The sequence below is a fragment of the Lentzea sp. CC55 genome (genome assembly GCF_021056325.1).
In the GTDB taxonomy this organism is placed as follows: domain Bacteria; phylum Actinomycetota; class Actinomycetes; order Mycobacteriales; family Pseudonocardiaceae; genus Lentzea; species Lentzea jiangxiensis.
Genome location: NZ_JAJCXE010000027.1, coordinates 206641 through 232170 on the forward strand (window position 1 = coordinate 206641; position 25530 = coordinate 232170).

A 25530-nucleotide genomic window follows, 5' to 3' on the forward strand; every position below is an offset into this window, starting at 1 on the left:
GGAAGGGCGCCCAGATGACGATCGACCGGGAGCCCCGTTCGGGTCTCCCGGCCGCGGCGGCCGGTTGTCCACACCCACTCCTCTCGGCACATGCGGGTACCCCAAGTGGACGTGCGGGAGCGTCACTCGGTTGCGCAAAGGGTGGCACAGTGGTGGACACCAGCCGATCAAGGCCCCCTGACCAGCGTTTTTGTCCGTTTCGTAGACTCGTCGCCGTGTTGACGATGCAGGACGCGCTGCTCGCGCTGACCAAGTACTGGACCGACCGAGGCTGCATCGTGGTGCAGCCGTTCAACACCGAGGTCGGGGCGGGAACGCTGAACCCCGCCACCGTGCTGAGGGTGCTGGGTCCCGAGCCGTGGCGCGTCGCGTACGTGGAGCCGTCCGTGCGGCCCGACGACGCCCGTTACGGCGAGAACCCGAACCGCCTGCAGACGCACACGCAGTTCCAGGTGATCCTCAAGCCCGACCCGGGCGACCCGCAGGAGCTCTACCTCGGCTCGCTCGAGGCGCTGGGCATCGACGTCCGCGCGCACGACGTCCGGTTCGTCGAGGACAACTGGGCCTCGCCCGCGCTCGGCGCCTGGGGCCTCGGCTGGGAGGTCTGGCTCGACGGCCTGGAGATCACCCAGTTCACGTACTTCCAGCAGGCCGGCGGCATGACGCTCGACCCGGTGTCGGTGGAGATCACCTACGGCATCGAGCGGATCATGATGGCGCTGCAGGGCGTCGACCACTTCAAGAAGATCGCCTACGCGCCCGGCATCTCCTACGGCGAGGCGTTCGGCCAGGCCGAGTACGAGATGTCGCGGTACTACCTCGACGACGCCGACGTGGAGGCGAACAAGCGCCTCTTCGAGGAGTTCGCCGCCGAGGCCCGGCGCATGCTCGACGCCCGCCTGCCCGTGCCGGCGCACAGCTTCGTGCTGAAGTGCTCGCACATCTTCAACGTCCTGGACGCGCGCGGCTCCATCTCGACGACCGAGCGCGCCCGCGCGTTCGGCCGGATGCGCGGCCTGGCCCGCGAGGTCGCCGGTCTGTGGGCCGAGCGCCGCGCCGAGCTCGGGCACCCGCTGGGCGTCGCCGAGGCCCCCGCCGCCGTCGAGAAGCCCTCGTCTTTCGCCGACGTCGTGGCGCCCGCGACCCTGCTGTTCGAGATCGGCACCGAGGAACTGCCGCCCGCCGAGGTCGTCCGGACCGTCGACGCGGTGCGCGAGGCTGTGACGGCGAAGCTCGGCGCCACCCGCCTCACGCACGGCGAGGTGGCGGTGCACGGCACGCCGCGCCGGATCGTCGTCCTGGTGCCCGCCGTGTCGCCGCGTGAGCCGGACGCCGAGCGCACCGTCCGCGGTCCGCGCGTCTCCGCCGCCTTCGACGCCGACGGCAACCCGACGAAGGCCGTGCAGGGCTTCGCCCGCGGCCAGGGCGTCGACGTGTCCGCGCTGGGCCGCGTCACCGAGAACGGCGTCGAGTTCGTGGCGCTGACCAAGACCGACGCCGGGCGCGGTGCCGTCGAGGTGCTCAGCGGCCTGCTGGGCGAGGTCGTCGCGGACCTGCGCGCCGAGAAGAACATGAAGTGGAACGACCCGAAGCTGTCGTTCACCCGCCCGATCCGGTGGCTGCTCGCGCTGCTGGGCTCGACGCCGGTGCCGGTCGCGGTGTCGTCGCTGGCCTCCGGCACGACGACCCGCGTGCACCGCACGGCTTCGACGCCGGTGGTCGAGGTGTCCACAGCGGACGGTTACCTGGAGTTCCTGTCCTCGCACGGGATCCAGGTCGACGCGGCCGCCCGCTCGGCCGCGATCGTCGAGGCCGCGCAGGAGCTCGCGGCGTCGGTCGGCGGCGTCGTCGAGGTCGACGGGCTGCTGTCCGAGGTCACGAACCTCGTCGAGTGGCCGACGCCGATCCTCGGCTCGTTCGAGGAGCGGTACCTGGAGCTGCCGGCACAGATCCTCACCACCGTGATGCGCAAGCACCAGCGCTACCTGCCGGTGCGCTCGGCCGACGGCGCGCTGCTGCCGCACTTCGTGGCCGTGGCGAACGGGTCCGTGGACGCCGACCTGGTGCGCGCGGGCAACGAGGCCGTGCTGCGGGCGCGGTACGAGGACGCGGCGTTCTTCTGGCGCGCGGACCTCAAGACGCCGCTGGAGGAGATGAAGTCCGGTCTCGCGAAGCTGACGTTCGCGGACAAGCTGGGCTCGATGGCGGACCGCGCCACCCGGATCGCCGCGCTCGCCGGCCGGTTCGCCGCGGTGGTCGACGCCGACCGCGAGACGCTGGACCGCGCCGGCGCGCTGGCCAAGTTCGACCTCGGCTCGCAGATGGTGATCGAGCTGTCGTCGCTGGCCGGTGTGATGGCCCGCGAGTACGCGGAGCGGGCGGGGGAGACGCCCGAGGTCGCGCTGGCGTTGTGGGAGATGGAGCTTCCCCGGTCGGCCGGCGACGCGCTGCCGTCGTCGGTTCCGGGGGCGCTGCTGTCGCTGGCCGACCGGTTCGACCTGCTGGCAGGGCTCTTCGGGATCGGCGCCCAGCCGACCGGGTCGTCCGACCCGTTCGGGCTGCGTCGTGCCGCTCTCGGCGCGGTGACGGTGCTGCGGGCGTTCCCGGACCTGCGGGCGATCACGTTGCCGGTGGCGCTTTCCCTTGCCGCGGAAGGGCTCGAGGTTTCGGCCGACGCGCTGGAGACGGCACGGGAGTTCGCCGTGCGCCGGTACGAGCAGGCTTTGCTCGACGCCGGGCACGAGCACCGGTTCGTCCAGGCCGTGCTGCCGCTGGCCGACTCGCCCGTGCTGGCCGACGAGACGCTCGCGCAGCTGGAGTCGCTGGCGGGCGACGAGTCCTTCGCGGCGCTGACGGCTGCTCTGCAGCGGGTGCGGCGGATCGTGCCGGCTTCGGTGGAGGGGTCGTACGACGCCTCCGTGCTGGTCGAGCCCGCCGAGGTGGCGCTGCACAAGGCGTTCGACCAGGTGCCGCGGGACGTGGCCGGGCTGGCTGCTTTCGTGGCCGCGGCCGAGGGGCTGACCGGGCCGATCAACACGTTCTTCGACGAGGTGCTGGTGATGGCCGAGGACGAGTCGGTGAAGGCGGCCCGGCTCGGGTTGCTGGCGTCCATCCGGGACTTCGCGGCGCCGGTGCTGGACTGGACCCAGCTGTAGGGAGGTCATCGGTGGGAGCGGGTCGGCTCGCGTCGGCCCGTTCCTGTTCCAGCGAGGTGGTTGCGCTGGCACGTGCACCTCGTCTTGCGCGGGTGCTCGCGTGGGTCCGGACGAAGCCACGATCGCCTGAGCAGGTGCCGACCGGTGCTCGGCGGCGTCAGGTTCGGTCGGCTCGCTGCGCATCGCCACACCAGGCTGCGTGCGTGGCTGAATTGGAAGTGCGGCTCTCCGGTCGGCACCGCGCGCCGGGCCTGGGTTCGTGGTCGCCTCGCATTGGCGGGTGCGGGTGCCCCGCTCTTCCAGTTCGCGAAGGAGTTCTCCGCACTGGACTCGAGCCCCGGCCGCAGGCTTCCACCTCAGCGGCCTGGTCGGAGGCGTTCGCGAAGCGACGGTGGTGGAGGACGGCCGGAGCCGTCCTCCACCACCGGGCGTCAGCTGGTCCCAGCCGCGCACCGGAGGTCGTCCGGGCGCTGCCCGCCGAGCAGGTACTCGGTCACCTTGTCGTTGGCGCACTTGTTCTTGCCGATGACGTAGGCGCCGTGCCCGCCCTGGTCGACCGTGATCATCGCGGCCCTGTCGCCGAACGCGCGGCGCGTCGACCGGGCACCGGCCAGCGGCGTCGCGGGGTCGCGTTCGTTCTGCACCAGCAGGACGTTGCGCGGGCCCCGGTCGGACGGCAGGACCTGCTTCTCCAGCGGCTTCGGGAAGAACGCGCACGGCTGGATGTTCGCGGCGGCCGCGCCGAACATCGGGTGGCGGACCCGGTCGACCGCCACGGTGCGCTCGTACGCGCCGACCGACGTCGGCCAGGCCGAGTCACCGCAGATCACGTGCAGGCGCCCCGCCAGCAGTGCCTGGACGCGCGGGACCTCCGGGTAGTCCTGCGGCGGCTGCGGCTGTCCGGCGTCGAAGGCCTTCCAGGAGGCGGCGAGCTTCGTGAAGGCCGCGTCACCGGTGCCGTACAGGCCCGTGAAGGTGAGCAAGCGGAAGGTCCTGCCGTCGATGCCCTCCACCGAGGGCTTCTCGTCGAGCCGTGCGGCCAGGTCGAAGAACTTGGCGCGCACCTGCTGCGGCGTGGTGCCCAGGCCGTGCTCGGGGTGCGCCGCCGCCCACTTCGCGAAGTCCGGGAACGTGTCCTCGACGCCGCGGCCCATCAGCCGGCCGCCCTCGACGTCCCAGCCGCCCTTCGGCAGGTTGCTGTCGATGACGACGCGATCGGAGGTCTTCGGGAACAGCGTGGCGTACACCGAACCCAGGTACGAGCCGTACGAGTAGCCGAGGAACGACGCCTTCTTCTCGCCCAGCGCCGCACGGACCGAGTCCAGGTCACGCGCGATGTTCGCGGTCGTGTTGTACGGCAGTTCGTCCGCGGAGGACGACTTCAGGCACTGTTCGGCGATCTTCTCCACCTCGGCGGCGCGCTGGCGCACCTCGGCGGAGTTGTTGGCGTACGGCGGCACGCTGCCGTCCGCCATCTGCTCCTCGGTCATGTCGCATGTGGACGGTGAGCTGTAGCCGATGCCACGCGGGTCCATGCCGATGACGTCGTAGGCGTCCTGAACGCTCTGCGGCAGGCCCACCGCCTTCAGCACCGCCGGGAACGTGAGGCCCTCGCTCGGCCCGCCGGGGTTGGTCAGCAGGATCCCCTTGCGCTTCGCGGGGTTCTTGCTGGCCAGCCGGCTGAACATCACCTCGGTCTTGCGGCCCTGCGGCTTGCGGTAGTCGAGCGGCAGCTGGAGCTTGCCGCACTCCAGGCCCGGCAGCGCCACGTCGGCGGGACAGGCGACCCACTGCACCTCGGGCTTCGGCGTGCCGGCGGACGACACCCCCGGCACCGCCACCAGGCCCGCGGCGGCGGTCACGACCGCGGCCAGTGACAACGATTTTCGCATTAGCAAATCCCTCCCCGACGGCACACCCTCCCGGCGTGCCGAACCGATGAAAAAGTCAGCCGTTCATGCGGACGAGGACGTCGAGCTGCGCCTTGTTGTAGAGCTCGGCGATGGTCTTGACGATCGTCTGCGCCACGAACTTCTCGCTGTGCGGCGAAGCGCCGTACAGGCTCGCCGGGTCCGGGAACGCTGCCCGCATCTCCAGCACCTGCGGGTGCACGCGCATGCGCTCCGCCAGGTCCTGGCGCGTCGCCTCGTCCGCGTCCGCGGGCAGCTCGTCGAACTCGACGAGCACGGGAACCCTCGCGTAGCGCTTGAGCACCTCGGCGTACGAGGACAACGCCTCCGGCGAGACCAGTTGGGCGAGCACGACGGTGAACGAACGGTCCTGCGGTGACAGGTCCACGTTCGCGAGCATCGCCGCGACGTCCGGAGGCAGGGCGGTCGGTGACTCCTGCCGCAGGATCACCGCGATCTCGCCCCGCACCCTTTGCAGGCGCTCGATCGTCGCCGCCAGCTCGGCGTCCATCTCGCGCAACGCCTCACCGGGGTGTTCGTCGCCGTCGCCCAGGTCCGCGATCTGCGTGAGCGACAGCCCGAGACCGGTGAGGCGCTTGATCCGCAGCACCCGCACGAGGTGCGGCACGCCGTAGCTCTTGTAGCCGTTCGCCTTGCGCTCCGGCTCGGGGAGCAGGCCCACCTCGTGGTAGTGCCGGATCGTGCGCAGCGTCGTGCCGGCGAGATCTGCCAACTGACTGGTGCTCCACGCCACGACGCCTCTTCCCGGTTCCCGCTTGCTGACAGGACCAGTGGAAACCATGCCGCTACGGCACGGTCAAGGCGCGGCGGGAGGTGGGGACGAAGGTGGACGAGGCGAACTACTTTCGTCGCACGCAAAAGGCTCCCGGTCGAGACGACCGGGAGCCCTTCGCTGTCCAGCTGGGACTTACAGGAACTGACCACCGCGGGTAACAGCACCGTAGGCGTCCACGATGCCGTGACCGTAGAAGCCGTTGAACTTCGCGTCACCCTCACAGGTGGCGTCGAACTCCGGCGTGCGGCCCACGTTGACGTACGAGACAGTGCGCGGGTTCGGGCAGGCGCGCTGGATCGCGGTCTTGTAGAGCACCTTCTCGACCTTGTCGGGGTCGAGGGTCAGGCCGGGGTTCTTCTTGTCCTTCTTGCCGTACTGGCTGACGACCAGCGCCGCGACACCGGCGGCGTGCGGGGCGGCCATCGAGGTGCCCTGCAGGAACTGGTAGTAGCCGACCTTGTCGCCCTGCACGGCCTTCTTCACGCCGGCGCTGAGGCCCTCGTCCGTGATGTTGCCGGCCTCGTCGATCGCGCCTTCGGCGAGAGCGACGTTGCGCGGGTAGGTCGACAGGATCATGTTCTCGTTGGTGCGGTACCACGGCGTGCCGAAGAAGTCGCGGAAGTAGCCGCCCGGAGCCGAGATCGAGGTCTGCTCGAGGCCGTAGTTCGAGTAGTCGGCCTTGGAGGTCGACGGGCCGAGCGACGACACCGAGATGACGTGGTCGCCCTCGGTCGGCAGGTTGAGGCAGGTCGCGTTGTCGATCGGACGCGGACGGGCGTGACCCGGCGGGTAGTTCGGGCTCTGCACGTCCTGGCGTGGCTTGCCCAGGTCCTCGTGGTTGTTGCCACCGGCACCGATGAGCGTGACGCCCTTGCGGTGCGCGTAGTTCAGCGCGCGCTGAACGGACGCGATGATGGTGCGCTGCTCCAGCTGCTCCTCGGCCGAGGCCGTGGGGTCGTTGGTGCAGTTCATGTACCACGGGTCGACGTAGAACGACATGTTGATGACGTCCAGGCCGACGTCGGCACCGTAGGTCAGGGCGTCGACGACGGGCTGCAGGAAGAACGAGCCCGCGTCCTGCCCGCCGCGGATGTTGACCAGCGACACGTTCGGCGCGACACCGGAGATGCCGAAGCCGTTGGCAGCGGCGCCGATGGTGCCGGCGACGTGCGTGCCGTGGCCGCCGTCGTCCCAGTTGGCCGGGTCGACGCAACCGCGGAACTCGCACGGGCCGTCGAACTCGCCGCCGTCGGAGTCGTTCGGGATGTCGACGGTGAAGTTGCGCGACAGCTCGTTGTTGAAGTTGGGCGCGATGTCCGGGTGCGAACCGTCCACACCGGTGTCGAGGATGCCGACGTACACCCGCTTGTCACCGGCCTGCTTGGCGCGCGCGATGTTGGAGCGCACCAGGTTCAGGCCCCACAGGTCGCCGTCGAGCGGGTCCATGCCCGCGGTCGACTGCGACGACGCCGGAGCCTTGTTCGGCTTCTCGGCCTTGTTCTCCTTCTCGACGTTGTCCCGCTTGGCCTTCTCGGCCTTCGCCGCGGGCGCGTGCCCGATCGGCTTGGTCCGGGCGGCACCGACGATCGCGCTCGAGGCGGAAACCTTCTCCACGAACCCCGTCGCGGGCGCCTTCACCGTCAGCAGGCCCACGGCCTTGTTGTCCCGCACGACCTCGCCGCCCGCCGCCTCGACGGCGTCGATCGCGAAGTCGCGGTTGCCGGGTTCCTCCAGGAGCACCGTGTACTCCGTGTCCGCCGCCTGGCCCGCGGTGGCCGAGGCCGGCGCTGCCCCCGCCGCCGACGTACCCGCGGCGATCAGCGACACCGTTGCCGCCACCGCCATCACGGTTCTGCGCGTTCTCACCTAGCTGTCTCCTCACACCCGGTCAGGGCTGGATCCAACAACACGGGAGCGGCCCCCGAATTGCCGCTCGAGTCCGTCACACTGGCACGAAATTGCGTCCCGCATCAGCGCCTTTCGTACGGAATCGAACTGTAGCCGATCGAAAGCGGAGCGTGACGTTATGGGAACAAATCTTGACTTGTCGATATCGAGAAGATGGACTTCGCGGCTATGCGGAGTCGGGTAATGGCAACGTCGGCATGCCTGCTCTTTCTGCTCTCGGCCTGCGGTGACGCGGGCGGGGACGCTCTGACGCTGCCTTCGCGTGGTCCCAAACCGATCGTCGGGGTAATCCTTCCCGACCAGACGAGCTCCACGCGTTGGGAGGCGCAGGACCGTCCTCTTCTGACGCAAGCCTTCACCTACGCGGACATCGAACCGTTCATCGAGAACGCGAACGGCGACGAGGGGAAGTTCCTCCAGATCGCCGAGGAGATGATCCGCCGCAAGGTCAAGGTCCTGGTGACGACGCCGTTGTCGTCGGCGGGCGGTCTCGCCGTGCAGAAGAAGGCCAAGGAGGCCGGCATCCCGGTCATCGACTACGACCGGCTGACACTCGGCGGCCAGGCCGAGTACTACGTGAGCTTCGACGGCGTGAACGTCGGCCAGCTGCAGGCCGAGGGCATGCTGAGCTGCCTCGGCGCCAAGCCGGGCGCCCAGATCGTCGAGATGGAGGGCGCGCCGACCGACCACAACGCCACGCTGTTCGCCCAGGGGCACAAGTCGGTGCTGGGGCCGAGGTACGAGAGCGGCGCGCTCAAGCTCGTGAAGACGCAGTCCGTGGAGGGGTGGAAACCCGACATCGGCGGTCCGCTGTTCGAGCAGATCCTGAACGACAACGGCGGCAAGGTCGACGGTGTGATCGCGGCCAACGACGGCCTGGCCGGCGCGGTCGTCGAGGTGCTCAAGAAGAAGGGCCTCGCGGGCAAGGTCCCGGTCACCGGTCAGGACGCCACCGTGGAGGGTCTGCGGGCCATCCTGCGCGGCGAGCAGTGCAACACCGTCTACAAGCCGGTGCGCGACGAGGCGGAGGCGGTCGCCCGCCTGGCGATCGCGGTCGCCAGGGGTGACCTCGCCGGTGCCGACGACCTCGCCACCGGCAACCTCAGGGACCCCGTCGCCCGGCGGGACATCAAGTCGGTGCTGCTCGGCGCCACCTTGATCAAGAAGGACAGCGTCAGGAGGCTCGTGACCGAGGGCGTGGTGAAGGCGCAGGACCTCTGCACCGCCGACCTCGTGGCGGTGTGCGCCGGCCAGGACATCGTCACGGGCTGAGCCCGACCACTGGTGACCGGTCGGCAGCGGAGGGTGATGTTATGAGAAGAAATCTTGACTTAACAAGATTCAAGGGCTGAACTCCGCGTTTATGCGAAGACGGGTAATGGCATCGTCGGCGTGCCTGCTCTTTCTCCTCTCGGCCTGCGGTGACGCAGGTCAGGGCTCTCCGACGCTGCCCGCGCGCGGTCCCAAACCAATCGTCGGGGTAATCCTTCCCGACCGAACGACTTCCGCGCGCTGGGAAGAACAAGACCGCCCCCTGCTGGCCCAGGCGTTCAACTACGCGGACATCGAACCGTTCATGGAGAACGCGGAGGGCGACGAGGCGAAGTTCGCCCAGATCGCCGACGAGATGATCCGCCGCAAGGTGAAGGTCATGATGATCACACCGCTCTCGGCGGCGGGTGGTCTCGCGGTGCAGAAGAAGGCGAAGGCCGCGGGCATCCCGGTCATCGACTACGACCGCGTCACGCTCGGCGGCCAGGCGGAGTACCACGTCGGCTTCGACAGCGTGAACGTCGGCCAGCTGCAGGCGGACGGCCTGCTGGACTGCCTCGGCAACAGGCCGGGCGCCCAGATCATCGAGATCGAGGGCGCGCCGACGGACCACAACGCGACCCTTTTCACCCAGGGGCAGAAGTCACGGCTGTCGTCGAAGTACGACAGCGGCGCGCTCAAGCTCGTGAAGTCGCAGCCGGTCGCCGACTGGAACAACGACCTCGGCGGGCAGCTGTTCGAGCAGATCCTGAACGACAACGGCGGCAAGGTCGACGGCGTGGTCGCGGCCAACGACGGCCTGGCCGGCGCGGTCATCGGGGTGCTCAAGAAGAAGAACCTCGCGGGCAAGGTCCCGGTCACCGGCCAGGACGCCACCGTGGACGGCCTGCGGGCCGTGCTGCGCGGCGACCAGTGCATCACCGTCTACAAGCCGGTGCGCGACGAGGCCGAGGCCGCGGCCAGGCTGGCGATCGCCGTCGCCCGCGGAGACCTCGACGGTGCCGACGACCTCGCCACCGGCAACCTCAGGGACCCCGTCGCGCGGCGGGACGTCAAGTCGGTGCTGCTCGGCGCCACGCTGATCAAGAAGGACACCGTCCGGACGCTGGTCACCGAGGGCATCGTGAAGCCGGCGGAGCTGTGCGCCGGCGACCTCGCCCCGGTGTGCGCCCAGCAGGACATCCTCGGAGGTTGACCCCGTCACGACCTGTCGTGATCCGGCAGGTCGTGACGCCCCGAGATGAACTCCTGCACGGCGATCTTCGCCCGGATGATCGGCTGCCGGATCCGGGCCTCGCGGCGGTACGCGCGGGTGAGCTTGCGCGAACCCTCAAGGTAGCGCCAGCGCGCCCACGGTGATCCCGGCCGTGCCAGCCGCACGGCCCCCACGGCGGGGACGACCGGCACGAGCAGGCCGAGCAGCCCCGTCCAGATCTTGCCCTTGAGCAGCGCCACGATCGCGAAGCACAGGTTCACGCCGATCGCGATCAGCCGCAGCGTGAACGTGGACGCGGGCGTCGTGTCCGGGTTGAGCTGCAGCACCTCGTCGTAGCCGAGCGGCCGGGCGCCGAGCAGGAACGTGCCGGTCAGGCCCACCGCGAGGAACACGGCGTCCACGGACAGGCGCCCCGCCTCCGTCCAGTACACGTCGCGCAGGTGCAGGATCAGCGCGAACTCGTCCAGCACCAGCGCCGCGCCCACGCCGAGACCCACCGCGGCGGCCAGCCGGGCGCCGTGCATCTCGTCGGGGATCACCAGGCTCGTGACGCTGGACAGCAGGAGCAGCACGGTGCCGAACACGACGTGGTGCACGTGCGTGTCGCCCGCCACGACGTTCCCAGGCCACCAGCGGACCTTCGCCCTGATCATGCGCACGCTGATGCGGATGAACACGAACGTGGTCACCAAACCGATGAAGAAGAAGAGCAGTCTTTCGCTGCCGGTCAAAGCCACGGCCCCCTGGGTCAACGACCCTCCAGGTTACCGGTCGCCGTACCGGTTCACGTTCCCGTGGACGGTGCCGATCTGGAACAGGGTGCCGTGGACGTCGCCGAACGCCTGGTTCACGATCGCCCCGCGACCACTGGGCCGATCCGGTGACTCGGGCCGCGCGGGGGTGCTCGCCGGGTGTTCCCGGACGAGAGCGTGCAGGCCGCGCGCGACCTGCGGTGTGACCGAGACCTTGATCGACAAGGTCGTCAGCTCGGGCACGGGCACCTCCGCGTGGTCGTTCGGGGTCTCACGTTAGCAGTGAAATCGATGGCTCGACTGAGGACGGGGAGCCGTGGTTGACTGTCCGAGGTCGTACGTTTCGTGTTCGTGGATCACCCCGCTCGCGGAACGAGGTCGCGGGTTGTGCGGGTTCTCCAGGTTCCGGAGAAGACGCCGCCGTGACTTGACCCGGTGGTCGCGAGCGCGATCCGGCACCTGTTAGAGGAGAAGTAGCAAGATGGCAGTACAGGGCACCGTCAAGTGGTTCAACGCGGAGAAGGGCTTCGGCTTCATCTCCCCCGACAACGGTGGCGCCGACGTGTTCGTCCACTACTCCGAGATCCAGATGAACGGCTACAAGGCTCTCGAGGAGAACCAGCGGGTCGAGTTCGAGATCGGTCAGGGCCAGAAGGGCCCGCAGGCCCAGGGCGTTCGCGCCGTCTGAGTCTGACCGGTCAGCACATCTGATCTGACACCGGAGCCGCTTGTCCCGCATCGGGCAAGCGGCTCCGTTGCTCTCCGTGGCCGGTGGCAGCGGTGGAGGCTGCACCCGGCCCGGCCCGCCGGCTGGAGGCTTCCCGTGCCCGCACTGCTCGCTGAGGTGACCCGGTCGGGGTTCGTGGAGAGCCTGCACCACGGCAGCGTGGTCGGCCTGCTGCCGTCCGGTGCCGTCGGCGTGTCCGCCGGCGCGGTCGAGGACCCGGTGCTGCCGCGGTCGTGCATGAAACCGTTCCAGGCGTTGGCGTGCCTGTCCGCCGGAGCGCCTCTCGCGGGACCGGCGCTCGCGATCGCGGCAGGGTCGCACACGGGGGAGAACCGGCACGTCGAGCTGGTGGTGCGGGTGCTCGGCGGGCTGTCGGTGGACTTGCTGCGCTGCCCACCGTCGTGGCCGGAGGACGAGGAGACGCGGCGGCGGGTGCCCGAGCCGTCGCGCGTGCGGATGAACTGCTCCGGCAAGCACGCGGCGATGCTGGCGGCGTGCGTGGCGGCGCGGTGGCCGACGCGGTCCTACCTGGAGCCGACGCACCCGTTGCAGCAGTTGGTGTCGAGGACCGTCGCCGAACTCGCCGGTGAGGACATCGCGCACACGGCGATCGACGGCTGCGGTGCTCCCGTGTACGCGTTGTCGTTGCACGGCTTGGCGCGCGCGATGCAGGGGTTGGTGCGCACGCCGGTCGCCGATGCCATGCGCCGGTTTCCCGAGTACGTCGGCGGCACCGGGCACGTCAACACGGCGGTCATGCGGCTGCTGCCGGGCGTGGTCGCCAAGGGCGGCGCGGAGGGCGTGCTGGTGCTCGCGACGGCGGCCGGGCACGCGGTGGCGGTGAAGGTGCTGGACGGCAACCCCCGTGCCACGACGGCGATCGGGCTGGCGGCGCTCGCCGCCACGGGGTTCGACGTGTCACCCGCCGAGGAGCACCTGTCCGTGCCGGTGCTGGGCGGGGGAGAGGTCGTCGGCGAGGTGCGGGTCGTCTTCTAGAACTGCTCCGGCAGTTCGAGCATGCCGAGCTGGGCCATCACGGTCGCGGTGTCGCCGTAGACCCGCTCGCAGATCAGCACGTCCTTGTCGAACAGGAAGAACCCGACCATCCTGACCTTGAACGACCGTCCGGTAACTTCTTCGCCGATGAGGCTGCCGAGGTGCGTGCCCTGGAACTCGAACTCGAGGATCACGGCGTCGTCCGCGTGGTGGACGTCGATGATCTTGCTGCGCTGGTCGGGGAAGGCCGCTCGGGTGCGCTGCCAGTAGTCGCGAACCGCGTCCACGCCCTCGAACACCTGGCCGGACGCCATGATCTCGTAGCGGGGGTGTGGGAAGGTGTTCAGGGAGGTGTCGAAGTCGTGGTCGTTCTGCGACTCCATGTGCTCCAAGACGATCGCTTCACGCAGCGCTCTGAGCGCCTTGGACTCCGTCATGCGGCGAGACCCTCCTACGTACGCCGTACGTCGCACGGAAGCTACTCCACGCCGCAGGGTCTCCGCCAGTGTCCCCGCCCCGTGAACCGCTGACGCGCGCCCGCATCGTCGACGCGGCGGTGCGGCTGATCGAACGCGAGGGCGTCGAGGCCGTCTCGATGCGACGGCTCGCCGCCGAGCTCGGCGCGGGCACGATGTCGCTGTACAACCACGTGCCGAACAAGGCGGTGCTCGTCGACCTCGCCGCCGAGCGGATCATGGCCGACGCCCGGCCGTACCAGGTGGACAGCGACGACTGGCGCGACCACATCCGGGCGCACGCGCGGGCGGTGCGCGAACTGGCCCGGCGGCACCCGCGCGCGTTCGTGATGCTGGCGACGCGGCGGCTCAGCAGCGAGGCGGGGTTCCGGACGATCGAGGCGGCGCTCGCGAACTTCGACCGCGCAGGGTTCCGGGGCGGGGTCGCCGTCGGGATGATGCGGGCGATGGTGTCGTACCTGCTGGGCACGCTGATGCGGGAGGTCGCCACGTCTCCCGAGCTGGGCGGGATCGCGTTGTCGCCGTACGAGGACGTCGACATGTCGGCGTTCCCGTTGTCCGCCGGTGTGATGGACGAGTTGGGCACCTACGACCACGACCAGGAGTTCGAGTTCGGGCTCGAGCTCCTGATCGCGGCCTTGGAGCGCTACCGGTCCTAGGGGCGCATCTCGTAGCGGCCGGAGAGCGCTTCCACCTGCTGCCACACGGCGTCGAAGCGGGCCTGGTCGACGTGCGGCTTGCGGATCTGCGCCACGGCCCACTGCTGCTGGGCCTCGGTGCTGCTCGCCTTGCCGTGCAGAGCGGTCGCGTAGCCCGCGAAGTCGCGGACCAGCACGTCGAAGACCTGGTCGAGGACCGCGTCGTCGATCCCCGTGATCTTGGCCTGCTCCAGGACCAGCTGCCCGTAGACGACCAGCGTGAACAGGTGGCCGAGGTTGAGCAGGAAGTCGAGGTCCTTCTGCTGCTCGGCGTCCGGCGCCGCGGTGGTGAGGAGGGTCTTGATCGCGCTCGCCTGCTCGTGGAACAGCGCGACGTTCGGCAGGTGGGCGTGCTCGGCGTAGATCGGCTCCCAGTCGTGGAACTGGATCTTGCCGAGGCCGCGCGCGGGACCCTGGTGCCAGAAGAAGTCGTCGTCCGCGGCGTCGTGGCGGGTCGGGACCTCGTCATACCGCGCCGGGTTGAAGAAGTAGTTCGGCATGAACTTGAGCACCAGCGCGAGGTTCACGTGGACGGTGCCCTCGAGCTTGGGCAGCGCGCGGATGTCGGCCGTGGCGCGGGTGAAGTAGGTGTCCTTCTCGAAGCCCTTGGCGGCGATGACGTCCCAGAGCAGGTCGATGACGTTCTCGCCCTCGCTCGTCACCTTCATCTTCGTGATGGGGTTGAAGAGCAGGTAGCGGCGGTCGTTCTCGTTGGCGCTGCGGAAGTAGTCGACGCTGCGGTCCGAGAAGAGCTTCATCGCGGTGAGGCGCGCGTACGCGTCGACGAAGTTCTGGCGCACGTGCGGGAAGTCCGTGACCGGGTTGCCGTAGAGGATCCGGTTGTGGGCGTGCGTGATCGCCTCGTAGAACGAGTGCTCGCAGATGCCGATGCTCGCCGTGCAGAGGTTGAACTTGCCGACGTTGACGGTGTTCAGCGCGGCGGAGAACGCGTCGGGGCCGCGGTGCAGGACGTCGGCGTCGGTCAGCGGGTAGTCCTCGAGGCGGAACTCGCTCACGAACATCTGGCTGTCGACGACGTTCTTGACCAGCTTGAAGTTCTCGTGCCCGCTGTCGACGGCGAAGAAGAGGTACTCGTCGTCGATCCTGCCGAAGACGCTGACCATGCCGGCGACGTTGCCGTTGCCGATGTAGTACTTGCTGCCGTTGGCCCGATAACCGTCCTCGGTCTTCGTGACGATCATGTCGGTGCTGTAGACGTCGGCGCCGTGCTCCTTCTCGGACAGGCCGAACGCGAAGACCGCGCCGCTGTCGAGCAGGGCCGCCGCCTTCTTCTTGGCCTCGGCGTTGCCGCTCATCCAGATGGGGCCGAGGCCGAGCACCGTGACCTGCCACGCGTACCAGTACTGCAGGCCGTAGAAGCCGAGCACCTCGCTGAACGCGGCGTTGCGGGCGGCGTCCCAGCGCTTGGCGGGGTCGACGCTGCTCGGGGTGCAGAAGGTGGCGAAGAGCTTCTCCCGCTTCACGAAGTCGAGGAACTCGGTGTACCAGACCCTGTCCTGCGCGTCCGCGATCAGCTGCCGCTTGCCGCGAGCCTCGAACCAGTCGACGGTCGCCCTGAGCAGGCGGCGGGTCTCGTCGTCGAGGTGTGCGGGGTCGTAGTGGTTCGGGTCGAGCAGCACTGGCGCCTCCTTGCGTCTCCTGCTTCGGACGCTACCAGTCAGTAACTTGTGGGTCTACGTGGGGTTTCCCGCTCACCCAGAAATTGTCGGACACCCGGCGTAACGTGCTCCGCATCACATCCCGCCAGGCTTGGAGGCTGCGTTGCGATGACGGTGGTCGTGGCGATGGGTACGCGCAAGGGGCTGTGGCTCGCCCGTAGCGAGGACAGGGTCACGTGGGAGGTCGACGGCCCCCACCACCCGATGCAGGAGGTGTACGCGGTCGCGTTCGACACGCGTGCCGGCGTCCGCCTGCTGGCCGGCGTGGCCTCACCGCACTTCGGCCCGGGGGTGTCCATTTCGGACGACCTGGGCGCCACGTGGGAGGAGTCCGCCTCACCCCCGATCGCGTTCCCGGTGGAGGGCGCCGCGCTCGAACGCGTCTGGCAGCTCCAGCCGGCACCCGCCTCCCAGCCGGGCGTCGTCTGGGCGGGCACCCAGCCCTCGGCCCTGTTCAAGTCCACCGACGGCGGCCGCTCGTTCGAGTTCGTCGAGGGCCTCTGGAACCACCCGCACCGCCCGGAGTGGGACGCGGGCTTCGGCGGCCAGGCCGTCCACACGATCGTGCCGGACCCGGTCGACCCGGACAGGGTGCTCGTGGCGATGTCCACCGGCGGCGTCTACCGCACCGCCGACGGGGGCAAGTCCTGGGAAGCCCGCAACAAGGGCATCAAGGCGTACTTCTTCCCGGACCCGTGGCCGGAGTTCGGCCAGTGCGTCCACAAGGTCGCCCAGCACCCCTCCTCGCCGACGCGCTTCTACGCCCAGAACCACCACGGCGTCTACCGCAGCGACGACGGAGGCGACACCTGGCAGTCGATAGCCGACGGCCTCCCGACGGACTTCGGCTTCGCCATGGTCGTCCACCCGCACGACCCGGACACGATCTTCACGTTCCCGATCGAGGCCGACGGCCGCCGCTTCCCACCGGAGGGCAGGTGCCGCGTCTACCGTTCCCGCGACGCGGGCGAGTCCTGGGAGCCGTTGTCGGCGGGCCTGCCGGACAACTTCTGGACAGCCGTGATGCGCGACGCGATGTGCACCGACACGGCCGAGGTCCCCGGCGTCTACTTCGGCTCCCGCTCGGGCGAGGTCTACGCGAGCCCCGACGAGGGCGAGACCTGGCACCAGATCGCCGCCCACCTGCCGGACGTGATGTCGGTGCGAGCGGCGGTGCTCCCCACGTGAAGGTCACGGTCCTGATCCCGGGCGTCCTCCGCACGGCCACCGACGGCGCCGCCCACCTCGACGTCGACGTCGACGAACCAGCCACCCTGGCCACAGCCCTCGACGTCCTCGCCGACACCTACCCGGGCCTCGACCGCCGCCTGCGCGACGAACGAGCGGACCTGCGCCGCTACGTGAACTTCTACGTCAACGGCGAGGAATGCCGCCGCCTCTCGGGCCCGGCGACACCGCTGGCCGAGGGTGCCGAGATCCAGATCCTGCCCTCGGTGGCCGGCGGCTGACCTGACGCGGCCGAGGTGCGCCGATCGGGGTTGGCGACGCACGCCGGGCGTGGAGCGGGAGTCGGATGCTCGCCCTCCCTGACCGCATCGCGGTCTCACCTCGCCATGCCGTCCATCGGGCGTCCGCCCGCCGCCGGAAGGCGTGAGCTGGATGACGAGGTGAAGCCGGTGTGGTGGAGTCGGTGGCGGTGGGGCGGGCGTTGGCACGTGGGCGTGGCGCGGCGGTGGGGCGGGCGTTGGCGTGCGGGCGCGGTGCGGCGGCGTGGCGCGGCAGTCGCGACGTGGCGCGGTGCGGTGGGGTCGGGTGAGTTGGTCGGGTGGCGTCGGCTGGCCCGGAGACGTAGCGCGACTCGGCGCCGTCGGAGAACCCAGACCCGCCCACGTGGCGACCCGCTGCCCGCGCACACCGCCTTGCTGCCGCGCACACTGCGTCGCCTCCGCGCGCATCGCCTCGCCTCCGCGCACATCGCCTTGCTGCCGCGCCGCCCGGCCTCGCCTCTTCGAGGACGGCGGCCGAGCCCGTCCAACCCGCCGCTCGCACTCGCTGCCACTCAGCGGTTCCGTGCCCTCGCCCTGCCTCCGCTCCCGCCTCGAACCGCCGGCCGTCCCCCCGCCCGGCCACCGGCCCGTCAGCACGCCGCGAAGTCGTCGAGCAGCCCCGACGCCACCTCCACGTCCGGGCTCAGCTGCCGGTCCGCCATGTCCGGGTTCAGCTTCGACTCCGCGGCCTCGAAAGCCGCCCGCAACGACGGCGTGTCCGGCATGATCCCCCGCAGCCGCAGCGCGCGGACGGCGGCCACCACCTCGCAAGCCAGCACCAGCCGGAACGCGCTCAAAGACCGCAGCGCCTGCGATGCGGACTGGAAGGCGAAGCTCGAGTTCTCCTCCTGCCCGCGCGACACGACGGCGTTGCCGATGCTCGCGGGCTCGGCGAGGGTGCGGACCTCGGCGAGCGCGGAGTTCGCGCTGTACTCGAGGATCATCACGCCCGAGCTGCCGCGCACACCTTCTGCCAGGAACGGGCGCAGGCCCGTGAAGTTCGGTTCGACCAGGGTGGCCAGGCGCGCGGTCGACAGGTGGCCGGTGTGCAGCATCGACAGCCGCAGGCGGTCGAGCGCCTGGCCGAGGTACGCGCTGTGGAAGGCGCCGTGGTGGTAGGCGGCGTCGTCGGACGGGCCGAAGTGGTCGGCGACGATCAGCGGATTCTCGGCGGCGGCGTTGAACTCGACGTCGAGCACCTCGGCGAGGTCGGTGGCGGCGTCCACGGCCGGGCCGTGGACCTGCGGGAAACAGCGGTAGCCGAACGGGTCCTGGATGCGGGCCGCGGGGCGCGGTGGGTCGCCGATCAGGCGGCGCATCTCGGCGGCGACCGCCACCTGGCCGGGGTGCGGGCGGCCCCGGTGGACGCGTTCGTCGTAGGCCTCGACGGCGCCGTCGACGGCCAGGAACGAGAGTGCGGCGACCACGTTCGTGGCCTTCAGCAGCTGGTGCGCGTCCTTCCAGGCGAGGCCCGCCATGCCGATGGTGAGGGCGTTGCTGCTGATCAGGGCGAGTGCGTCGCCCGAGTCGAGCTCGATCGGGTCGGGGGTCTGGGTCGAGCCGAGCCAGTAGCGCTCGCCGAGCAGGGTCAGGCCGGTTTCGGCGAGCGCGGTGAGGTCGCCCGTGCCGATGGCGCCGTACTCGTGCACGCCGGGGTAGCAGCTGCTGTTCAACGCGGCGAGCAGCGCGTCGGCGATGGCCGGGCGGACGCCGGCGCCGCCTGCGAGGAGCTGGTTGAGGCGCACGACCATCATGGCGCGCACCTGTTCCTCGGGGAGCATGCCGCCCAGGCCGCCCGCGTGGCTGCGCAGCAGGCGCAGGCCGTGTTCGGCCCAGCCCTCCGTGCTGACGATCTGGTCGCGGTTCGCCCCCACGCCGGTCGTGCGGCCGTAGACCTGTCGTCGCACCACCAGGCGCTGGCTCGCGCGCCACGACGCTTCGAGCCGTGCGAGGCCGTCAGCGTGCAGCGCCACCGGGGAGTGGTACCGCGCGACGCGCACCACGTCGTCGGCGCTGAGGGACTGACCGTCCAGCACGACAGGGGAGTCTTCGACCATGGCGCCAATGTGAGCACATAGGGTTCACAGGTGCTCGTACTGCATGGCCTGTGCACGACCGACGGCGCACTCGCGCTGTGGGCCGAGGATTCCGGGCTGCCCGCACGCAGCGAGAGCACGCGGCGGGACGCGCCGCACCCGTTCGCTGCCGCGGCCGAGGTGCTGGCCGGCGCTCTCGGGCGGGAACCGTCCACAACGACCACGCGCCCGTTGCTGTTGCCGTCGTACTCGTCGGGGCCGATGGCGTCACCTGAGCTGGTGCGCGACCCGTTGACGGCGGGACGGGCGCCGCGGGGCAAGGTGCAGCTACGGCAGTGGGGTGTCCCCACGATCCGCCTCGAAGGCGCCCCGGACCTCAGCGCCGAGGTGCGGCTCAGCGACTCCGCCCGGTTCGTGTTCGACGTGGCCGGGTTCGCCACCGACCTGGTCGACCGCGGACGCGTGCTGCCCTCGGTCGCACCGGACCGGGCGGTCGCGCGGTGGGTGCCGCTGCTGTCGGGCACGGACTCGGCGCGGTTCGCGGCACTCCAGGCCGCGATGCCGCCCGCGTGCCGGTGCGAGGAGGTCGTCAGCGACCCCGCGGAACTCGTGCGCGCCGCGCTCACGACAGCGGTCGACGAGCAGGTCAGGGCCCGGCTGAACGGGCTCGACATCGCGCCGCGCCGACGTGGCCGAGCGACGACCGCGGAGTCGTGGCTCGCCGCGCTCACCGGCGAGCCGGCGTTCGACTCCGACCCGGTGGAGCTCTACGAACTGCGCGAACAGCTCGACCGGTGGCAGGACAGCGCGGGCAACGAAAGCCCCGTGCGCACGTGCTTCCGGCTGCGTTCGCCCGAGCAGCGCGAAGAGGACGAGTGGGCCGTCGAGTTCCTGCTGCAGGCCGTCGACGAACCGAGCGTGCTCGTGCCCGCGCACCAGGTGTGGTTCGCGGACGACGGCGTGCTGCGGCGCTGGATCCCGGCACCGCAGGAGCACCTGCTGGCCGACCTCGGACGCGCCGGCAAGCTGCACCCGGACCTCGACGAGGCGTTGCGCGGCTCGCACCCCGCCGAGATGGAGGTCGACGCGGAGGGCGCCTACCGGTTCCTGCAGGCAGCGCCCGTGCTGACGCAGGCCGGGTTCGGCGTGCTGCTGCCGTCGTGGTGGCAGCAGACGACGAGGCTCGGCCTGAAGCTCACCACCAAGAGCCGCGGCACGGCGGGCACCGTCGCCAAGGAGAGCGAGATCGGCTTGAAGTCCATTGTGGACTACAGGTGGGAGCTCGCTCTCGGCGAGGAGACGCTCACGGACGCCGAGCTGGCCGAGCTCGCGAAGGCCAAGGTGCCGCTCGTGAAGGTCCGCGGCCAGTGGGTGCAGGTCGACCAGAAGCGGCTCGCCGCGGGGCTCGCGTTCCTCAAGCGCGGTGGCGGGCGGATGACGGCGGCCGAGGTCGTCCTCCACAGCGGACTGACCGAGGAGGACGAGAGCCTGCCGCTTCCGCTCACCTCCGTCGAAGCCGACGGCTGGCTCGGTGACCTGCTGTCCGGCAAGGCCGACGAACAGCTCGAACCCGTCGAACCGCCGGAGAGCTTCGGCGCGCGCATGCGCCCGTACCAGCAGCGTGGCCTGGCGTGGCTCGCGTTCCTCGACAAGATCGGCCTGGGCGCGTGCCTCGCCGACGACATGGGCCTCGGCAAGACCGTGCAGCTGCTCGCACTGGAAGCGCTCAACCGCGCGCAAGGCAAGCGGCCACCCACGTTGCTGATCTGCCCGATGTCGGTCGTCGGCAACTGGCAGCGCGAGGCGGCCCGGTTCACCCCGGAGCTCTCGGTGCACGTGCACCACGGCGCCGGCCGCCTCGGCGGCGACGCGCTGCGCGAGGCCGTCGAGAGCAACGACCTGATCCTCACCACCTACGCGCTGGCGGCCCGCGACGCGGACGCGTTGAGCGACCTGACCTTCGACCGCGTGGTGCTCGACGAGGCGCAGAACATCAAGAACAGCGCCACCCGCCAGTCGCAGGCCGTCCGGCAGCTCAAGGCACGCCACCGGGTCGCGCTCACGGGCACGCCCGTCGAGAACCGCCTGGCCGAGCTCTGGTCGATCATGGACTTCGCCAACCCCGGCGTGCTCGGCACGGTGAACACGTTCCGCGCCCGTTTCGCCGTGCCGGTGGAGCGCCACAACGACCAGGACGCCGCCGCCCGCCTGCGCAAGATCACGAACCCGTTCGTGCTGCGCCGCGTCAAGACCGACCCGCGCATCATCAGCGACCTGCCCGACAAGGTCGAGATGCGCCAGCTGTGCAACCTCACCACCGAGCAGGCCTCGCTCTACCAGGCCGTCGTCAACGACATGCTGGAGAAGATCGAGGAGGCCGAGGGCATCGGCCGCAAGGGCCTGGTGCTCGCGACCATGTCGAAGCTCAAGCAGGTCTGCAACCACCCCGCCCACTTCCTCGGCGACGGGTCCCGCGTCGCCGGTCGCTCCGGCAAGCTCGCGCGCCTCGAGGAGGTGCTGGAGGAAGTGCTCGCCGAGGGCGACAAGGCTTTGTGCTTCACGCAGTTCACCGAGTTCGGCAGCATGCTGGTGCCCTACCTGGCCGCCCGTTTCGACACCGAGGTGATGTTCCTGCACGGCGGCACGAACAAGGCCACCCGCGACCGCATGGTCGAGCGGTTCCAGGACAGCAAGGGTCCGTCGCTGTTCCTGTTGTCGCTCAAGGCGGGCGGCACCGGTCTCAACCTCACCGCGGCCAACCACGTGATCCACCTCGACCGCTGGTGGAACCCCGCCGTGGAGGACCAGGCGACGGACCGCGCGTTCCGCATCGGCCAGCGTCGCAACGTGCAGGTGCGCAAGTTCGTCTGCATCGGCACGCTGGAGGAGCGCATCGACACCATGATCGAGGAGAAGCGCGCGCTCGCCCAACTGGTGGTCGGCGCCGGCGAGAACTGGCTCACCGACCTGTCCACCGCGCAGCTGCGCGACCTGCTGACGTTGTCCGGGGAGGCCGTCGGTGAGTGAGCACTGGTCCGGCGAACGGCCCCGCTACGGCAAGACCATCAAGGTGGACAACGGCATCAAGGCCAGGAGCAAGCGCGGTGACATCGGCGCCACCTGGTGGTCGCGCCGCTTCATCGAGGTGCTCGAGTCGTTCGGCATGGGCGGCCGCCTGACCCGCGGCCGCAACTACGCCCGCCAGGGCCAGGTGCTCTCGCTGTCGTTGTCCACCAGCATGGTCATCGCGCTGGTGCAGGGATCGCGCCCCACGCCGTACAAGACCCGCATCGCCATCAAGGCGTTCACCACCCCGGAGTGGCAGCGCATCGAGCACGCGCTGGCCGGCAAAGCCCTCTACGCCGCCAAGCTGCTGGCCGGCGAGATGCCGAGCGACATCGAGACGCTGTTCGCCTCGCTCGGCCTGCAGCTGTTCCCCGCCACGCAGCGCGAGCTGACGATGGACTGCACCTGCCCGGACTGGGAGGTGCCCTGCAAGCACCTCGCCGCCACCTGCTACCTGCTCGCCGAGTCGTTCGACAACGACCCGTTCGAGATCCTCGCCTGGCGCGGACGCAGCCGCGAAGACCTGCTCGAACGCCTGCGCACCCTGCGCGGCACCACCCGTGCGGTGGCGGCGCGCGAGGAGGCGCCGCCACTGACGAAGTGCCTGGACACGTTCTGGCAGAAGCAGACGGCGACGAGGCTGACCCTCGGCGATCCGACGGCGGCCGTGCGCGCGGACGCGGTGCTGGACCAGTTCGACGCCGTGCCGATCACCGTCGGGCGGTCGGACCTCGTCTCGCTGCTGCGCCCCGCGTACCTGTCGCTGCCGCCGGACCGCGGACCCGAGGGTGCCGGCTCCTGATCAGAGCCGGCCGAGCCGCAGGAACACCGACTCGCCGGGAGCGTCGTCCAGGCCGTCGTTGTCCACCACGCCCACCAGCCGCTTGAAGCGGCCGTCGCCGATCACGGCGAGGCCCTCCGGCTTGTCGTGCGCGGTGGCGCCGCCCGCCCGGAGCTCGGGCAGCAGGTCCTTGGCGAGCTCCTTTTCCACCAACGGTTTCACGACGCTGGCCGGCACCGGAGTCACGCCGCCGAGGTCGACGCGGTAGACCTTCTTGACCTCGGCCGCGTCACCGCGCTGGTTGTCGCGTTCGAGGACCAGCACCGTGCGGTCGTCCACCGCGGTGATCTCGGACAGCCCGATCCACGTGCCCGGACGGGCGGCGTCGAGCGGGTAGGCGGCGAACGCCCACTCGCCGGTCGCCGGGGTGTACCGGGCCAGCGCGGCCCGGCCCGCGGTGTCGGCCTTCCACTCGCGCTGCACGGCCAGCCACACCTGCTCGGACCGGCCGCCGCCGAGCACGGTCACGCCTTCGAACCCGTTGCCGGTCGCCGTCTTCGCGACGGACTCGGGCAACGCGACCTCCCGGACGACGGCGCCGTCCGCCGCGACTTCCACGAGCAGGTTCGGCTTCTGCTTGCCGTCGCCCTCCGCCGCGATCCAGTACCCGCCGCCCCGGCGCGCGGCGATGCCCTCGCCGTCGTACCCCACGGGCTCGCCGGCCTTGGTCAGCGTCAGCTCCTCGCGGACCCGCGCCGGTGCCGCCAGGGTGTCGACGGTCAGGATCCGGGTCGGGGTGTAGGCCGCGTCCGTCACGGACACGACGTCGCGGTGGTTGCCGGGGATGCCGGAAAGCCCCGACAGCGCCCCGAAACCGATGCCGTCCGACACGATCGACGGCGTGCCCTGGTTGCGCGCCAGCGACACCGCGAGCGGCTTGCGGGTGAGCCGGTACCCGCTGAGCGACGAGCGGAGGCCGTCCTGCGCCGAGTCCTCCTCCGCCGACACCACGAGCGTGCCGGTGGCCGGGATCGGCAGCAGGCCCTCCGGCCCGGCACCGGTCGGCAGCGCCTGCAGGAAACGCGGCTTGCGCGGGTCGTTCACGTCGTACACCGCGACGAGGTTGGCGCGTTCCAGACCGACGAACGCGTACCTGTCACGGCCGAACGTGGCGACGGCCAAGCCCTCCGGCTCGACGCCCTTGTTGTCCGACCGGCCGTCCGGGTACTGGCCCTGCTTGATCGCGATCTGGTCGAGCTCGTTGCCCGAGGACCGCACGACCTCGCCGGAGGCGGCGTCGAAGATCGTCCACGTGCGCGAGCCACCCCGGTGGTCGCCTTCGTCGGCGGTGGCCAGCGTGCGGTCGTCCAGCCACGCGACCGCGTCCGGCTCACGAGCGGCCGTGATGGTCCCGGTCGGCGAGATCCGGCCGTCGTCCTCGGTGTCGACGCCCGCGACCGTCGCCGCACCCGCCGAGAAGTGCTTCACGACCCGGCCGGACCGCAGGTCCACGACCGCGATGTGGTTGTTCTCCTGCAGCGTGACGGCCACCTCGTCGCGCCCGTTGATGCTGACGTACTCCGGCTCCGGGTCGGTCGGCGCGACCTGCGCGAGGCCGGTCAGCTCCACCCTGCGCAGCTGCCACGCGGCAGGGCCGCGCCCCACGAGGTCGACGATGGTCAGGAACCCCGCCGGCGCCTGCGGGATCTCGCCTTCGGCCACGTCCTCGTCGCGCTCGTTCTCGATGGCGACGGCCGCGTACCGGCCGTCCTTCGAGATGTCGATCGAGTCCGGCTGCCCGCCGAGGTCGTGCGTGGCCACGACCGCGCGCCGGCCGAGGTCGACCACCACCAGCACGCCGGACGGCTCGGCGTGCGACTCCGAGGTGTTGACCGCGACGAGCGCGAGCCCGCCGACGACGTCGACCGACGTCGGCTCGCCCGGCATCGGCAGCACACCGTCCGGCGTGAGCGCTTTGCCGGCCTTGCCCGCCTTGGCCGTCTTGGCGAAGCCGATCCGCCGCGCGGGCGAGTCGGTGTAGACGACCAGCCCGCCGTCCGCGGTGGCGGCGGCGATCTCGGCGGCCGTGTGCTCGGCCGCCGAGCTGTTGCGGAACACCGGCATCGTGTCGAAGCGCTGGAACCGCTGCGGCGCGGACGCCGAGGCGGGTGCGGCCGACAACAGCACCACGAAGGCCGCGAGGCCTGCGCACAACCGGACCACTGGTCCTCCCCATCAGCTCGGAGGCGCGCAGTGTGGCTGACCGAGTGGGCGTCGAGGTGAACGCTCGCTGATCATCCGGGGTGCATCGGGTGCCGACGGAGGTTGGCCTGGGTCGGTCTGGTTCGGGCTGGGGAGCGGGTTTGCTTCCACTGTTGAGTTTTCGCGGGAACGGGCACGCTGGCGGGGCTGGGTGGCGGGGTGTTCGGCAGTTCGCGGCTGCGGTGGTGGCGACGGGTGTGGCGGGCCGGGCACGTCGTGCTGCACGCGGGCGGCGTGGTTTGTGGACGTGGGCGGCCGATGCCGGTGGTCTGGTGATGCTGGTGGCCCGGTG

The 25530-nt window shown here is 70.5% G+C and carries 19 protein-coding genes; 10 read left to right on the top strand and 9 right to left on the bottom strand.

The genetic code is table 11. The features are described from left to right. Positions 1 to 224: 224 nt before the first annotated feature. Positions 225 to 3155, top strand: coding sequence for a glycine--tRNA ligase (locus L6E10_RS23730; protein WP_236221752.1), 2931 nt, complete (start codon positions 225 to 227; stop codon positions 3153 to 3155). Positions 3156 to 3586: 431 nt separating this feature from the next. Here the strand turns inward: L6E10_RS23730 and L6E10_RS23735 are convergent, their stop codons facing one another. From L6E10_RS23735 to L6E10_RS23745, 3 genes are all read right to left on the bottom strand, one after another. Then, a complete protein-coding gene (locus L6E10_RS23735) occupies positions 3587 to 5047 on the bottom strand; it encodes an alpha/beta hydrolase (RefSeq protein ID WP_236221725.1) in 1461 nt (486 codons plus the stop codon). Positions 5048 to 5102: 55 nt separating this feature from the next. Continuing rightward, positions 5103 to 5798, bottom strand: coding sequence for a MerR family transcriptional regulator (locus L6E10_RS23740; RefSeq protein WP_240011162.1), 696 nt, complete (start codon positions 5796 to 5798; stop codon positions 5103 to 5105). A gap of 195 nt (positions 5799 to 5993) precedes the next feature. Beyond that, positions 5994 to 7706 carry a S8 family serine peptidase gene (locus L6E10_RS23745; protein WP_236221753.1) on the bottom strand — a complete coding sequence of 571 codons (1713 nt, stop codon included), beginning with the start codon at positions 7704 to 7706 and terminating at the stop codon, positions 5994 to 5996. Between the two features lie 246 nt (positions 7707 to 7952). Between L6E10_RS23745 and L6E10_RS23750 the strand changes: the two genes are divergently transcribed. Continuing rightward, on the top strand, positions 7953 to 9041 hold the full coding sequence (locus L6E10_RS23750; protein ID WP_236221727.1) for a sugar ABC transporter substrate-binding protein: 1089 nt from the start codon (positions 7953 to 7955) through the stop codon (positions 9039 to 9041). Positions 9042 to 9132: 91 nt separating this feature from the next. Beyond that, positions 9133 to 10236 (top strand): substrate-binding domain-containing protein, encoded by a 1104-nt coding sequence (locus tag L6E10_RS23755; protein ID WP_236221728.1) that lies wholly within the window; start codon positions 9133 to 9135, stop codon positions 10234 to 10236. 5 nt (positions 10237 to 10241) lie between these two features. Here L6E10_RS23755 and L6E10_RS23760 read toward each other — a convergent pair whose 3' ends face one another. Then, on the bottom strand, positions 10242 to 11009 hold the full coding sequence (locus L6E10_RS23760) for a hypothetical protein (RefSeq protein WP_236221729.1): 768 nt from the start codon (positions 11007 to 11009) through the stop codon (positions 10242 to 10244). 12 nt (positions 11010 to 11021) lie between these two features. Further along, positions 11022 to 11252 (bottom strand): hypothetical protein, encoded by a 231-nt coding sequence (locus L6E10_RS23765; RefSeq protein ID WP_236221730.1) that lies wholly within the window; start codon positions 11250 to 11252, stop codon positions 11022 to 11024. Positions 11253 to 11490: 238 nt separating this feature from the next. On the opposite strand from L6E10_RS23765, the gene L6E10_RS23770 reads away from it, so the two are divergent. Both L6E10_RS23770 and L6E10_RS23775 read left to right on the top strand, forming a co-directional pair. Further along, complete coding sequence (locus L6E10_RS23770) at positions 11491 to 11697, top strand: cold-shock protein (RefSeq protein WP_030468404.1); 207 nt, start codon at positions 11491 to 11493, stop codon at positions 11695 to 11697. A 135-nt stretch (positions 11698 to 11832) separates the two neighbouring features. Further along, a complete protein-coding gene (locus tag L6E10_RS23775; RefSeq protein WP_236221731.1) occupies positions 11833 to 12732 on the top strand; it encodes an asparaginase in 900 nt (299 codons plus the stop codon). Here the strand turns inward: L6E10_RS23775 and L6E10_RS23780 are convergent. Further along, positions 12729 to 13169, bottom strand: coding sequence for an ester cyclase (locus L6E10_RS23780; RefSeq protein WP_236221732.1), 441 nt, complete (start codon positions 13167 to 13169; stop codon positions 12729 to 12731). The genes L6E10_RS23775 and L6E10_RS23780 overlap by 4 nt on opposite strands. 68 nt (positions 13170 to 13237) lie before the next feature. Between L6E10_RS23780 and L6E10_RS23785 the strand changes: the two genes are divergently transcribed. Then, on the top strand, positions 13238 to 13867 hold the full coding sequence (locus L6E10_RS23785; protein WP_236221733.1) for a TetR/AcrR family transcriptional regulator C-terminal domain-containing protein: 630 nt from the start codon (positions 13238 to 13240) through the stop codon (positions 13865 to 13867). On the opposite strand, the gene L6E10_RS23790 is transcribed toward L6E10_RS23785, so the two are convergent. Continuing rightward, entirely contained in the window at positions 13864 to 15546 is a 1683-nt protein-coding gene (locus L6E10_RS23790) for an acyl-CoA dehydrogenase (RefSeq protein ID WP_236221734.1), read from the bottom strand. The genes L6E10_RS23785 and L6E10_RS23790 overlap by 4 nt on opposite strands. A 147-nt stretch (positions 15547 to 15693) precedes the next feature. On the opposite strand from L6E10_RS23790, the gene L6E10_RS23795 reads away from it, so the two are divergent. Both L6E10_RS23795 and L6E10_RS23800 read left to right on the top strand, forming a co-directional pair. Then, entirely contained in the window at positions 15694 to 16773 is a 1080-nt protein-coding gene (locus L6E10_RS23795; RefSeq protein WP_236221735.1) for a sialidase family protein, read from the top strand. Then, a complete protein-coding gene (locus L6E10_RS23800; RefSeq protein ID WP_236221736.1) occupies positions 16770 to 17054 on the top strand; it encodes a MoaD/ThiS family protein in 285 nt (94 codons plus the stop codon). Before L6E10_RS23795 ends, L6E10_RS23800 begins: the two co-directional genes overlap by 4 nt. Positions 17055 to 17683: 629 nt before the next feature. Here the strand turns inward: L6E10_RS23800 and L6E10_RS23805 are convergent. Continuing rightward, the gene (locus L6E10_RS23805) at positions 17684 to 19150 is read right to left on the bottom strand and encodes an aromatic amino acid ammonia-lyase (RefSeq protein WP_236221737.1); all 1467 of its coding nucleotides are present in this window, start codon (positions 19148 to 19150) and stop codon (positions 17684 to 17686) included. A 30-nt stretch (positions 19151 to 19180) separates the two neighbouring features. Here L6E10_RS23805 and L6E10_RS23810 point away from each other — a divergent pair, with 30 nt between their 5' ends. After that, positions 19181 to 22156, top strand: a complete 2976-nt coding sequence (locus L6E10_RS23810) for a DEAD/DEAH box helicase (RefSeq protein WP_236221738.1) — start codon at positions 19181 to 19183, stop codon at positions 22154 to 22156. After that, positions 22149 to 22997, top strand: a complete 849-nt coding sequence (locus tag L6E10_RS40920; RefSeq protein ID WP_236221739.1) for an SWIM zinc finger family protein — start codon at positions 22149 to 22151, stop codon at positions 22995 to 22997. Before L6E10_RS23810 ends, L6E10_RS40920 begins: the two co-directional genes overlap by 8 nt. Here L6E10_RS40920 and L6E10_RS23820 read toward each other — a convergent pair whose 3' ends face one another. Then, on the bottom strand, positions 22998 to 25199 hold the full coding sequence (locus L6E10_RS23820; RefSeq protein WP_236221740.1) for an esterase-like activity of phytase family protein: 2202 nt from the start codon (positions 25197 to 25199) through the stop codon (positions 22998 to 23000). Positions 25200 to 25530: the final 331 nt, after the last annotated feature.

Bases quoted from the DNA above. Each gene is read 5' to 3' on its own strand.
- L6E10_RS23730 (WP_236221752.1), top strand. From the start codon at position 225: ATGCAGGACGCGCTGCTCGCGCTGACCAAGTACTGGACCGACCGAGGC.
- L6E10_RS23735 (WP_236221725.1), bottom strand. From the start codon at position 5,047: ATGCGAAAATCGTTGTCACTGGCCGCGGTCGTGACCGCCGCCGCGGGC.
- L6E10_RS23745 (WP_236221753.1), bottom strand. From the start codon at position 7,706: ATGGCGGTGGCGGCAACGGTGTCGCTGATCGCCGCGGGTACGTCGGCG.
- L6E10_RS23750 (WP_236221727.1), top strand. From the start codon at position 7,953: ATGGCAACGTCGGCATGCCTGCTCTTTCTGCTCTCGGCCTGCGGTGAC.
- L6E10_RS23755 (WP_236221728.1), top strand. From the start codon at position 9,133: ATGCGAAGACGGGTAATGGCATCGTCGGCGTGCCTGCTCTTTCTCCTC.
- L6E10_RS23770 (WP_030468404.1), top strand. From the start codon at position 11,491: ATGGCAGTACAGGGCACCGTCAAGTGGTTCAACGCGGAGAAGGGCTTC.
- L6E10_RS23780 (WP_236221732.1), bottom strand. From the start codon at position 13,169: ATGACGGAGTCCAAGGCGCTCAGAGCGCTGCGTGAAGCGATCGTCTTG.
- L6E10_RS23795 (WP_236221735.1), top strand. From the start codon at position 15,694: ATGACGGTGGTCGTGGCGATGGGTACGCGCAAGGGGCTGTGGCTCGCC.
- L6E10_RS23805 (WP_236221737.1), bottom strand. From the start codon at position 19,150: ATGGTCGAAGACTCCCCTGTCGTGCTGGACGGTCAGTCCCTCAGCGCC.